This is a genomic window from Mixta sp. (genome assembly GCF_024610815.1).
GTDB classification, from domain to species: domain Bacteria; phylum Pseudomonadota; class Gammaproteobacteria; order Enterobacterales; family Enterobacteriaceae; genus Mixta; species Mixta calida.
Genome location: NZ_JANION010000089.1, coordinates 1 through 11,684, shown reverse-complemented (window position 1 = coordinate 11,684; position 11,684 = coordinate 1). Strand labels below are relative to the sequence as shown.

Genomic DNA, 11,684 nt, shown 5'->3' with positions numbered 1-11,684 from the left:
GCGCCAGGCCAATCCAGCCCCGGCTCCCCTCTTTGATCCCCGCCCGTTTCGCCAGCGCGCCCACTACCGGCATCAGCAGCGCGATGCGCCCCATATTGGAAGGCATCACAAACGCCAGCAGGTAGCTGATGACGATCACGCCGCCGACCATGCGCGGCCAGCTGCCGCTGAGATGCGGCGCCAGCCTGTACGCCAGCCGGTCGGCCAACCCGACTTTACGGATCGCGACGCCGAGAATAAAACCGCTTAGCACCAGCCAGAAGGCGGATGAGGCGAAACCGCCGAACACGCTGGCGGCGGGCGCGATATGCAGCAGCATCGCCGCAGCGAAAAACAGCAGCGCAGTAATGAATTCCGGCAGGCGCGCGCTGGCCCACAGCAGAATCGTCGCTGCGACGACCAGCGTCGTCAGCCAGAGATGGGGATCGGACGTGAACAACGGATAGCTCCTTGCCAGCGCAGCCGAAAAAAGCCTGATTTTTGGCTGATTAAGATTTCTTCTATTAGGGTTAAAGAGTATTGAATTTCATCACGGTCTGGTAAAGCGCTCCATGTCCGTATTTGTGATTGCAGTCACCGGAGGAAAAGCATGACCCATGCACAGCCGCAACCCGGCGCCGAAGAAGAACTGACATTGCTCGATCGCTACTGGCGCGCCGCCAACTATCTGTCGGTCGGCCAGATTTACTTAATGGATAATCCCCTGCTGCGCGAACCGTTACAACCCGAACATATTAAACCGCGCCTGCTGGGCCACTGGGGCACCACGCCCGGTCTGAACTTTATCTATGCTCACCTGAACCGCATTATCCGCCACCGCGACCTCAATATGATCTATATCTGCGGTCCGGGGCATGGCGGCCCCGGCATGGTGGCCAACACCTGGCTGGAGGGCAGCTACAGCGAGATCTACCCGGACATCAGCGAAGACGCCACCGGGATGCAGCGGCTGTTCAGGCAGTTCTCTTTCCCCGGCGGCATTCCCAGCCACGCCGCGCCGGAAACGCCCGGATCGATTAACGAAGGCGGCGAACTGGGCTACTCGCTTTCGCACGCGTTCGGCGCGGTGTTTGATTACCCCGATCTGATCGCCGCCTGCGTCATCGGCGACGGCGAGGCGGAAACCGGCCCGCTCTCTTCCAGCTGGCACGGCACCAAGTTCCTGAACGCCGCGCGCGACGGCGCGGTACTGCCGATCCTGCACCTCAACGGCTATAAAATCGCCAACCCGACGCTGCTGGGACGCAGCAGCGACGAGGATCTGCATCAGCTGTTCAGCGGCTACGGCTATGAGCCGCTGTTCGTTTGCGGCGACGAGCCGGAAAAAATGCACCGCCTGATGGCCGACACGCTGGACCGCGCCTTCGACAAGATCCGCGATTATCAACAGCGCGCCCGTCGCGGCGAGACGTCGGACGTCATCCCGCGCTGGCCGATGATTATTCTGCGCAGCCCGAAAGGCTGGACCGGTCCAAAAACCGTCGACGGCAAAAAAGTCGAGGATTTCTGGCGCGCGCATCAGGTGCCGGTCGCCTCCTGTCGCGAAGATGACGGCCACCGTCAGATTCTGGAACAGTGGATGCGCAGCTATCAACCGGAGACGTTGTTCGACGAGCAGGGCCGACTGCGACCGGAGCTGCGCGCGCTGGCGCCGCAGGGTGAGAAGCGGATGGGCGCTTCGCCCTATGCCAACGGCGGACGCCTGCGCCGCGAGCTGGATACGCCCGACATCCGCGAGTTCGCCGTGAATGTCACGACGCCCGGTGAAAAACAGGTGCAGTCCACCGAGGTGCTGGGCCAGTATCTGCGCGCCATCTTTGAACGCAATAAAGACAATTTCCGCCTGTTTGGGCCGGATGAAACGGCCTCCAACCGGCTCAGCAAAGTGTTCGACGTTACCAGCCGCACCTGGATGGAAGAGGTGCGCCCGTATGACGAACAGCTGGCCTCTGACGGACGGGTGATGGAGATTCTCAGCGAGCACCAGTGTCAGGGTTGGCTGGAAGGCTACCTGCTAACCGGTCGTCACGGCCTGTTTAACTGCTATGAAGCTTTTATTCATATCGTCGATTCGATGTTCAACCAGCACGCCAAATGGCTCAAGGTGACGCGCAAGCTGCCGTGGCGCAAGCCGGTCTCTTCGTTGAACTATCTGCTCTCCTCCCACGTCTGGCGCCAGGACCATAATGGCTACAGCCATCAGGACCCCGGCTTTATCGATCACGTCGCTAACAAAAAAGCGGATATCGTACGCATCTATCTGCCGCCTGACGCCAATACCCTGCTGTGGGTGGGCGATCACTGCCTGAAAACCTGGGATCGCATTAACGTGATTATCGCTGGCAAGCAGCCGGAGCCGCAGTGGTTGACGATGGATCAGGCGATTAAACACTGCGAGGCGGGCATGGGCGTCTGGCCGTGGGCGGGCACTGAAAAGCCGGGCGAGGAGCCGGATGTGGTGATGGCCTGTGCGGGCGACGTGCCGACGATGGAGACGCTGGCGGCGGTCGATCTGCTGCGCGAATACCTGCCGGAACTGCGCGTGCGCGTGGTCAACGTGGTGGATCTGATGGCGCTGCAAACCAAAGATCAGCATCCGCACGGCATGGAGGATGCGGCGTTCGATCAGCTGTTCACCGTCGACAAGCCGGTGGTGTTCGCTTTCCATGGTTATCCCAGCCTGATTCACCGTCTGACCTATCAGCGCAACAACCATCGCAACTTCCACGTACACGGTTTTATGGAAGAAGGCACGACTACTACACCGTTCGATATGACGGTGATGAACGAGCTGGATCGTTACCATCTGGCGCAGGATGCGATTCAGCGCGTGGCGTCGCTAACGGACAAAGCGGACGCGATTCTCGACGCGCTGGAGGAGAAAATCGCCGAGCATCATCGCTACGTGCGTGAATATGGCGAAGATGTGCCGGAAGTGCGCAACTGGAAATGGCCTTCGCAGCAGGGCAGCGGCGGCGCGCCGGAGTAACCTGGCGACACCGTTATAAAAGGGTGACAGAAACCGATAAGCAAAGCGTCCCGCGCTATGGACGGCGCGGGCCGAGCCGGCAGGGATGCCGTTTTGCGTCCTGCCGAACGGGTTATGTCGCCCGACGCGCACCCTCACCTTCAGAAGGGCGACATGAACCGGCGAGCAAAGCGTCCCGCGCCATGGACGGCGCGGGCCGAGCCGGCAGGGATGCCGTTTTTGCGTCTTTGCGAACGGGTTATGTCGCCCGACGTGCTCCTTATCAACCTCCGCCCCATGCTTCATACAGCATCCAGAGTGCGGTCAGCGCCAGCGACGCCGCCATCACGCCGTTGAACAACCGCCGCTTCCAGTCGATATCAAGCAACAGGCGCATCCGCTCCCCCAGCATCGCCCAGAGCAAAATACAGGGCAAATTCAGCAGCGCGTACCCCGCCAGCACTATCATTACGCCATTATCCGCAATATAGAGCAGCGCCACATTGCTGACCATCAGCCAGGCTTTGGGATTGACCGCCTGAAACAGCGCGCCGCCCAGCGTCGACATGGGCCGCTGACGCGCGGCGAGCGTCGGCGCCGATGCGCGCCAGATTTTCCATGACAGCCAGAGCAGCCAGCCGCAGCCCAGCAGCGTCAGCGGCAGGCGCATCTGCGTCATCCAGCCCAGCAGCAGCTCAAGCGCCATCGCCATCAGCAGCAGCTGGATCAAACAGCCGAGCAGAATGCCGCCCACCATCGGCAGCGTACGGCGCAGGCCAAAATTGACGCCTGAGGTCGCCAGCAGCAGATTATTGGGCCCCGGCGTTATTGACATCACGGTGACATAGCTGAAAAAAGAAGGATCAATCATGGCAAGCTCCGGCCTGAAAACAGAAGCTTTATGTTATGCAGCGGTCGGTAATGGTAACAGAGACAACAAAACAGTATTGTCAGGGGTACAGATTTTCAATTTATCAATTGTAACCATCAGCCCGGAGAGCAACTGTGTCTGTGACCTCGCCTGAAATCACGCGCTACCAACAGCTGGCGGACGACTTCGCCCGCGCCATTCAGGACGGCACCTGGCCGCCCGGCAGTCGTCTGCCCGCCATCCGACGCGTCGCCGCCGCGCAGCAGCTCAGCATCAACACCGTACTCAGCGCCTGGCGCGTGCTGGAGGATCGCGGGCTGATTGAGTCGCGCCCGCAGTCGGGCTATTACGTGCGCAGCGTGCTGCCCGCGCCGGAAAAAGTTCCTGGCTATCGCGCCACCGTGGCGGCGCCGGGACAGGCGCAGCTGGATTTGATCGATACGGTGTTCGCGGCGCAAAACCATCCCGACTACACCAATATTTCGCTCGCCTGCCCGCGCGACGGCGATTTCTATCCGGCGGCGAAGCTGGCGCGCATCACCGCCTCGCTGCTGCGACGCAATCCGCAGATGATTGGCCGCTATGCGCTGCCGCCAGGCAGTAAACGGCTGCGTGAGGAGATCGCGCGGCGCGCCAGCTATATGGGCATGAAGCTGACGCCGGACGGCGTCACGCTGACCCATGGCTGCATGGAAGCGTTGCAGCTGGCGTTGCGCGCCACAACCCGTCCGGGCGACTGCGTGGGCCTGGAAACGCCCACCTACTTCTTTCTCTTTCCCCTGCTCGCCAGCCTCGGTCTGACCGCGCTGGAAATCCCGACCGATCCGCAGCACGGTCTGTCGCTGGACGCGCTGGAAATGGTGCTGAGCGAGCGGCGCATTCAGGCGCTGATCGCCATGCCCGGCATGCAGAACCCGCTGGGATGCAGCATGCCGCTGGAGAATAAAAAACGGCTGGCGGCGCTGATGAACCATTGGCAGGTGCCGTTGATTGAGGATGGATTGTATGACGAACTTCAGGACCGCACGCCGCCGCTGCCGACCACCAAAGCGTTCGATCGTGACGGCTGGGTTATCTACTGCACCAGCTTTACCAAAACGGTGGCGCCCGATTTCCGCATCGGCTGGATGGCGGCCGGTCGCTTTTCGCAGGCGGTGGCGCGACTGAAGGCATTCTCCTCGATGGCGGAACCCACGCTGCTGTGCGAAACCCTCGCTCAGTTCCTGGCGACCGGCGGCTATGAGCGCCATTTGCGCACGCTGCGCCGCCGCTACGCGGCCAATCTCGACGAGGCGCGCGGCCTGATCGCCCAGCACTTTCCGGTCGGCACCCGCGCCACGCGTCCGCAGGGCGGCTTTGTGTTCTGGGTGACGCTGCCGGAACAGATCGACGCCGTGGCGCTGTTTCACCGTCTGTTGCAGGAGAAGATCTGCCTGACGCCCGGCGCGCTCTATACGCTGAGCGACCGCGCCGATCACGCGCTGCGTCTCTCCTGCTGCTACCCGTTCGACGAACGTTACCGCTACGCCATCAGCCGCGCGGGCGCGCTGGCCTGCGAGATGAGCGGTCTGCCGGCGGGCGCGGAGTGATCTTTTCAGAGCGGAGCCGGGCGAAAGCGTGCCCGCTCGCCGATCGTGCGCGCCAGTACTGCGCTACGGCGTGCCGTTGCGTCCCCATTTGACGTAGCCGTCGCGTCCCGTCAGCCGCTCATAGTAAGCGCGCACGGCGGGGTAGTTGGCATGTTCCAGCGGCGTCTCGTACCAGCGGTTTACCGACAGGCCGATGGGAATATCCGCCAGGGTGAAGCGGTCGCCAGCGATATAGCGACCCGTCTTTTGCAGCTGCTGGTTCAGAATGCCCATGGTCCAGGTCCAGCCTTTGCAGGCGGCAGCCAGCAGCTGCGCGTTCTGATGGGCAGGCGACTGGCGCACCAGCGACATAAAGGCGTAGCGCCAGGCGGTATTCAGCTCGGTGGCCTGCCAGTCGATCCACTGATCGACGCGCGCCCGTTCGCGCGGCGGCGTCGGATAGAGCCATTCGCCGCTGTAGCGGTTCGCCAGATAGCGGATGATAGTGTTCGACTCCCAGAGAATAAAATCGTCATCCTGAATCACCGGTATCATCGCGTTCGGGTTCAGCGCCAGAAAACGCGCATCGTGCGTCGATTTAAATCCCTCTCCCCACTCTTCCCGCTGATACGTCAGCCCCAGCTCGTCGCACAGCCATAATACCTTGCGGACATTGATCGAAGAGGCGCGCCCCAGAATTTTCAGCATCGTTTCAGCCATGAAAAGTAAATGTCGGTATCGTTATTCATAGTTGCCCTGATTGACGTTAGCAACAGAAACGCGTTAGTAATCAGGTTTCTGTTTCACAACGGTGGGAAAATAATGGCAACTCCGCTTCCTTTTAAGCAGGTCGATGTTTTCAGCAGCGCGCCTTTCAGCGGCAATCCGCTGGCGGTGATCCTTGACGCCAGCGCGCTGAGCGATGCGCAAATGCAGCGCATCGCCCGCTGGACGAATCTTTCCGAAACCACTTTCGTGCTGCCGCCGACGCATCCTGACGCCGACTATCGGGTGCGCATCTTTACCATCGAAGGCGAACTGCCTTTTGCCGGACATCCCACGCTGGGCACCGCCCACGCGCTGCTGGAGGCGGGACATCAGCCGAAAACGCCGGGCCGCATGGTACAGGAGTGCGGCGTCGGTCTGGTGCAGATCGCTATCGGCAGAGGCGGTGAACTGGCGTTTGCCGCGCCGGAAGCGACGCTGTCGGCATGGCAGCATCCCGGCATCGCTGCGGCGCTGAACAGCGAGGCTTTTGATATGCAACACACCGTGACCATCGTCGATATGGGGATTCGCTGGCTGCTGGTGCCGATGACGTCGGCGCAGGCGGTGCTGGATATCAACCCCGACGTGCCGCGCCTGGCGCAGCTGCTGGCGGACGCCGGGGTAACCGGCCTGATGCCGTTCGGCCCGTCTGACGACGGCGAGGTGGCGTATGAGGTGCGCGGCCTGCTGGTGGAACAGGGCGCGCTGACGGAAGATCCGGTTACCGGCAGCGCCAACGCCTGCCTGGCGCGCTATCTGGCGGCGCAGGGGATGCCGCAGGACTACCTGGCGCGCCAGGGCACCGCCATTCAGCGCGACGGTCGTATCAGCGTGCGCTTCCGCGACGACGGCATCTGGATTGGCGGCGCGACGCTGACGGCGATCGACGGCGTCCTGACGGTCTGATTTACAGGAACATGCCGCCGGAGGCCTCTATGCGCTGGGCGGTGATCCAGCGCGTTTCATCGCTGAACAGCGCCGCCACCGCATAGCCGATATCGTCCGGCAATCCGGCGCGGCCCATCGCGGTTTGCGAGGCGATCCAGGCGTTGACCTCAGGATTGTCGCGCACCGAACCGCCGCCAAAATCGGTCTCGATCGCCCCCGGCGCCAGGATATTCACGGCGATGCCGCGCGCGCCCAACTCGCGCGCCTGATAGCGCGTCAGCACTTCCATCGCGCCCTTCATTGAGGCGTAGGCGGCATAACCCGGCAGGCTGAAACGCGCCAGGCCGGTGGAGACGTTAAGTATGCGTCCGCCATCATTAATCAGCGGCAGCAGCCGCTGGGTGAGGAAAAACGGGCCTTTAAAATGGGTAAGCATCAGGGTATCGAACTGCGCTTCGGTGGTATCGGCGAACGCGCCGTAAAGCCCGACGCCGGCATTGTTCAACAGATAATCAAAGCGCTGCCGCTGCCAGCGGCTTTGCAGCGTCTCTTCCAGCCGCGCGACAAAATCGCCGAAACTTTGCACGTCCGCCACGTCCAGTTGCAGCGCGGCGGCCTGTCGCCCCAGCGCCTGCATTTCCGCTACGACCGCTTCCGCCTCCTGCTCGCCCTGGCGCCACGTAATAATGACGTCCACGCCCTTTTCCGCCAGCTTCAGCGCCGCATTACGCCCTAAACCCCGGCTGCCGCCGGTAATTAACGCAATTTTATCGACCATTTGATTAACTCCGCTTTATCAGTGAGTGAAAAAACAGCATATTGAAATCAGTGGCGGGGATAAACTATGCTCAATGCGCTTCATTGTTTCATTTTTGACAACAAATGGTGCATAAATGGATAAAATTCACGCAATGAAGGTGTTTGTTACCGTCGCTGAAATGGAAAGTTTCACGCGCGCGGCGGAGAGTCTCGGCCAGCCGAAGGGCAGCCTCTCCCGGCAGATTCAGGCGCTGGAGGATCGCATGGGCGCGCGGCTGCTGCACCGCACCACGCGCCGCGTCCAGCTGACCCAGGACGGGTTGGTCTATTACGAGCGCTGCCGCGATGTGCTGGCGACGCTGGAAGAGATGGATACCCTGTTCCAGAAAGAACCGGCGACGCTTAGCGGCCGCCTGCGCGTCGATATGCCGGTCGCGCTGGCGACCGATATCATCATCCCCCAACTGCCGCAGTTTTTGCAGCACTATCCCGGCCTTGAGCTGGAGCTGAGCAGCAGCGACCGTCAGGTAGACGTGATCCGCGAAGGGTTCGATTGCGTAGTGCGCATCGGCCAGCTACAGGATTCCGGGCTGATGAGCCGCACGCTGGGACATCTGCCGATGATCAACTGCGCCAGTCCCGATTACCTGATGCGTTTCGGCATGCCGCTCCGGCTGGAAGATCTCTCGCAGCATGCGATGGTGCACTACAGCCAGCAGCTGGGCAGCGCGCATAGCGGCTTTGAATTTTTCGACGGTCAGCGCAGTCACTTTATCCAGACCGGCGGCGCCCTGACGGTGAATTCGACGCCCGCCTATCGTCACGCCTGCCTGGCCGGGCTGGGGATTATTCAGGTGCCGCGCCATGGCGTGCAGGCGCTGCTGGAGAATCAGCGGCTGGTAGAGGTGCTTCCCCATTTTTGCGCCCGCCCGATGCCGCTGTCGCTGCTCTGGCCGCATCGCCGCAACCTGGCGCAGCGGGTCAGGGTATTTATGGAGTGGCTGACGCAGGCGATGAAAGGCACCATCACGTAACAGCGCAGCTATAATGACATTTTGACGCCTAAACAGAAGGATGACTCCGGTTCATGACGGACAAATATTCGCAGCCTCCCGAACAGCGGCAGGAAAAGAAGCCGCTCATTAATATTAAAACCGGCAATCACACCGTGGATCGCTCCATTACTCGCGTCTCGCGCTTTGTCAGCTGGTTTCAGTCGATTCCGGCGGTGGCGCACTTTATTCGCGCCGGAGAGCGCTTTACCGACCGTCTCGGCAGTCAGTTCGGCGCCGCCATTACCTATTTTTCCTTTTTATCGCTGATCCCGATTTTGATGGTCTCGTTCGCCGCCGTCGGCTTCGTGCTGGCGTCGCATCCGACGCTGCTGAACGAGCTGATCGATCGCATCGTCAGCAGCATCAGCGATCCGACCTTAGCCAATACGCTGAAAAACACCGTGCATACTGCCGTGCAGCAGCGCACCACGGTGGGCATTACCGGCCTGCTGGTGGCGCTCTATTCCGGCATCAGCTGGATGGGCAACCTGCGCGAGGCGATCCGCGCGCAGTCGCGCGACGTCTGGGAACGCGGCGCGCAGGATAAAGAGAAAATCTATTTTAAATATACCCGCGACTTTATCTCGCTGATGGGACTGGTGTTTGCGCTGGTGATCACCCTGTCGCTCACCTCTATCGCAGGCGCTGCGCAAGATGCGATCGTGCGCGCGCTGGGGCTGGAAGGCATTGAGTGGCTGCGCCCGGCGATGACGCTGATCGCGCTGTCGATCTCTATCTTCGCCAACTATCTGCTGTTCCTGTGGATTTTCTGGATTTTGCCGCGCCACCGCCCGCATAAGAAAGCGTTGCTGCGCGGCACGCTGCTGGCGGCTATCGGCTTCGAGGTGATCAAATTCATCATGACGCTGACGCTGCCGAAGCTGGCCACATCGCCTTCTGGCGCCGCTTTCGGCTCCGTGCTGGGGCTGATGGCGTTCTTCTACTTCTTTGCGCGCCTGACGCTGTTCTGCGCCGCCTGGATCGCCACCGCCGAGTATAAGGACGATCCGCAGCTCACCCTGCGCCGGAAAAAATAACGCAGCGGGCAACGACGCGGCAGAGCAGAGGAAAATGCCGCGTCTTGCGCAAAAATTCGCCATAAGCCAGCATGAATAACTGACGCCTCACTTTTATTTCCCCGTTTTGCAGTGATTCACGCCAGAAAACGCGTCGTTCGCCCTGCCATCCGCCGGTAAAGCTTTCATGCTAAAAATTATCCACTTTTTGTCCTGTAAGGCAGGCGCGGCGCGGCTTTTCGCCATTGAACCCGTTTCAGCCAGTGCGTAAGATTCTTTGTCCGGGTTTACAAATAAGAAACAATTATGCAAGCATCCATCGCACCAACTCTCGACACCGAAAACGGCGACACGCCGGTTAATTCGCGCGGAAAAGTGGTCATCGCCTCGCTGGTCGGCACCGCCATCGAATTCTTCGATTTCTATATCTACGCCACCGCCGCCGTGATCGTTTTTCCGCATATCTTCTTTCCGCAGGGCGACGCCACCGTTGCGACGCTACAGTCGCTGGCCACCTTCGCCATCGCTTTTATTGCGCGTCCTATCGGCTCGGCGCTGTTCGGCCACTTCGGCGATCGCGTCGGACGTAAGACGACGCTGGTCGCTTCGCTGCTGACCATGGGCATTTCAACGGTGGTAATCGGCCTGCTGCCAGGCTATGACACCATCGGCGTATTCGCGCCGCTGCTGCTGGCGCTGGCGCGTTTCGGCCAGGGGCTGGGACTCGGCGGCGAATGGGGCGGCGCGGCGCTGCTGGCGACGGAAAACGCGCCGGCGAAAAAGCGCGCGCTCTACGGTTCGTTCCCGCAGCTCGGCGCGCCAATCGGCTTTTTCTTCGCTAACGGCACTTTCCTGCTGCTCTCCTGGCTGCTGACCGACCAGCAGTTTATGAGCTGGGGCTGGCGCGTGCCGTTCGTGCTCTCCGCGGTGCTGGTGATTATCGGCCTTTACGTGCGCATATCGCTGCATGAAAGCCCGGTGTTCGCTAAGGTGCAGAAAGAGAAAAAACAGGTGCGCGTGCCGATCGGCACCCTGCTCAGCAAGCATCTGGGCGCGACCATTCTCGGCACCTTTATTATGCTGGCGACCTACACGCTGTTTTACATTATGACCGTCTACTCGATGAGCTACGGCACCGCGCCGGTTCCCGCCGGACTTGGTTTCTCACGCAACAGCCTGCTGTGGATGCTGATGGTGGCGGTGATCGGCTTCGGCGTGATGGTGCCGATCGCCGGTCTGCTGGCGGATCGCTTTGGCCGCCGCAAGACCATGATTGTGATTACGCTCGGCATCCTGCTGTTCGCCCTGCTGTTCCCGACGCTGATGGCCTCCGGCAGCCAGGCGATGATGATGCTGTTCCTGCTGATCGGCCTGAGCATTATGGGGCTGACCTTTGGCCCGATGGGCGCGCTGCTGCCGGAGCTGTTCCCGACGGAAGTGCGCTATACCGGCGCGTCGTTCTCCTACAACCTGTCGTCGATCCTCGGCGCCTCGGTCGCGCCCTATATCGCCGCCTGGCTGAACGCCAACTATGGGCTGTTCGCCGTCGGCCTCTACCTGGCGGCGATGGCGCTGCTGACGTTGATTGCGCTGATCGCCTGTAAAGAGACGCGCCATCAAACGCTGTATGAGGCCTGACGGCGCAGGACTTACCCTGCAATGAAAAAGAACAAGGCCGCCTTCGGGTGAATGCTGGTCAGTTAAAGCGTTGAGGCCCGAAAATTCGGGCCTCTGACGGCGTGAAACCGGGCTGAAAACCTGTTTCCGCTATTTTCCCGATAAGCAATATAA

Annotated in this window: 10 protein-coding genes; 6 read left to right on the top strand and 4 right to left on the bottom strand. The window is 61.0% G+C overall.

The window, feature by feature from the left end:
• Window positions 1-439: SLC13 family permease (locus MYY08_RS05780; protein ID WP_288013781.1), on the bottom strand; the 439-nt coding region annotated here is incomplete at its 3' end.
• Window positions 440-589: 150 nt separating this feature from the next.
• On the opposite strand from MYY08_RS05780, the gene MYY08_RS05775 reads away from it, so the two are divergent.
• On the top strand, window positions 590-2,989 hold the full coding sequence (locus MYY08_RS05775) for a phosphoketolase family protein (RefSeq protein WP_190296355.1): 2,400 nt from the start codon (window positions 590-592) through the stop codon (window positions 2,987-2,989).
• Between the two features lie 262 nt (window positions 2,990-3,251).
• Here the strand turns inward: MYY08_RS05775 and MYY08_RS05770 are convergent, their stop codons facing one another.
• Window positions 3,252-3,839, bottom strand: coding sequence for a LysE family translocator (locus MYY08_RS05770; protein ID WP_038629501.1), 588 nt, complete (start codon window positions 3,837-3,839; stop codon window positions 3,252-3,254).
• Between the two features lie 134 nt (window positions 3,840-3,973).
• Between MYY08_RS05770 and MYY08_RS05765 the strand changes: the two genes are divergently transcribed.
• Complete coding sequence (locus MYY08_RS05765; RefSeq protein ID WP_288013778.1) at window positions 3,974-5,428, top strand: aminotransferase-like domain-containing protein; 1,455 nt, start codon at window positions 3,974-3,976, stop codon at window positions 5,426-5,428.
• A gap of 63 nt (window positions 5,429-5,491) precedes the next feature.
• Here the strand turns inward: MYY08_RS05765 and MYY08_RS05760 are convergent, their stop codons facing one another.
• Window positions 5,492-6,115: a glutathione S-transferase family protein gene (locus MYY08_RS05760; RefSeq protein ID WP_038630220.1), complete on the bottom strand. Its 624-nt coding sequence runs from the start codon at window positions 6,113-6,115 to the stop codon at window positions 5,492-5,494.
• A 114-nt stretch (window positions 6,116-6,229) separates the two neighbouring features.
• Here MYY08_RS05760 and MYY08_RS05755 point away from each other — a divergent pair, with 114 nt between their 5' ends.
• A complete protein-coding gene (locus tag MYY08_RS05755) occupies window positions 6,230-7,081 on the top strand; it encodes a PhzF family phenazine biosynthesis protein (RefSeq protein WP_288013775.1) in 852 nt (283 codons plus the stop codon).
• A gap of 1 nt (window position 7,082) precedes the next feature.
• On the opposite strand, the gene MYY08_RS05750 is transcribed toward MYY08_RS05755, so the two are convergent.
• Window positions 7,083-7,841, bottom strand: coding sequence for an SDR family NAD(P)-dependent oxidoreductase (locus MYY08_RS05750; protein ID WP_038629496.1), 759 nt, complete (start codon window positions 7,839-7,841; stop codon window positions 7,083-7,085).
• A gap of 115 nt (window positions 7,842-7,956) precedes the next feature.
• Here MYY08_RS05750 and MYY08_RS05745 point away from each other — a divergent pair, with 115 nt between their 5' ends.
• From MYY08_RS05745 to MYY08_RS05735, 3 genes are all read left to right on the top strand, one after another.
• Window positions 7,957-8,856, top strand: coding sequence for a LysR family transcriptional regulator (locus MYY08_RS05745; protein WP_038629494.1), 900 nt, complete (start codon window positions 7,957-7,959; stop codon window positions 8,854-8,856).
• A gap of 53 nt (window positions 8,857-8,909) precedes the next feature.
• Complete coding sequence (gene yhjD, locus MYY08_RS05740) at window positions 8,910-9,914, top strand: inner membrane protein YhjD (protein WP_038629493.1); 1,005 nt, start codon at window positions 8,910-8,912, stop codon at window positions 9,912-9,914.
• A 285-nt stretch (window positions 9,915-10,199) separates the two neighbouring features.
• Window positions 10,200-11,531 (top strand): MFS transporter, encoded by a 1,332-nt coding sequence (locus tag MYY08_RS05735; protein ID WP_038629492.1) that lies wholly within the window; start codon window positions 10,200-10,202, stop codon window positions 11,529-11,531.
• Window positions 11,532-11,684 lie beyond the last annotated feature (153 nt).

What these genes read in the sequence shown, in the direction of transcription:
- MYY08_RS05775 (WP_190296355.1), top strand. Translation starts at nt 590, where the DNA reads ATGACCCATGCACAGCCGCAACCCGGCGCCGAAGAAGAACTGACATTG.
- MYY08_RS05770 (WP_038629501.1), bottom strand. Translation starts at nt 3,839, where the DNA reads ATGATTGATCCTTCTTTTTTCAGCTATGTCACCGTGATGTCAATAACG.
- MYY08_RS05760 (WP_038630220.1), bottom strand. Translation starts at nt 6,115, where the DNA reads ATGCTGAAAATTCTGGGGCGCGCCTCTTCGATCAATGTCCGCAAGGTA.
- MYY08_RS05755 (WP_288013775.1), top strand. Translation starts at nt 6,230, where the DNA reads ATGGCAACTCCGCTTCCTTTTAAGCAGGTCGATGTTTTCAGCAGCGCG.
- MYY08_RS05750 (WP_038629496.1), bottom strand. Translation starts at nt 7,841, where the DNA reads ATGGTCGATAAAATTGCGTTAATTACCGGCGGCAGCCGGGGTTTAGGG.
- MYY08_RS05745 (WP_038629494.1), top strand. Translation starts at nt 7,957, where the DNA reads ATGGATAAAATTCACGCAATGAAGGTGTTTGTTACCGTCGCTGAAATG.
- yhjD (WP_038629493.1), top strand. Translation starts at nt 8,910, where the DNA reads ATGACGGACAAATATTCGCAGCCTCCCGAACAGCGGCAGGAAAAGAAG.
- MYY08_RS05735 (WP_038629492.1), top strand. Translation starts at nt 10,200, where the DNA reads ATGCAAGCATCCATCGCACCAACTCTCGACACCGAAAACGGCGACACG.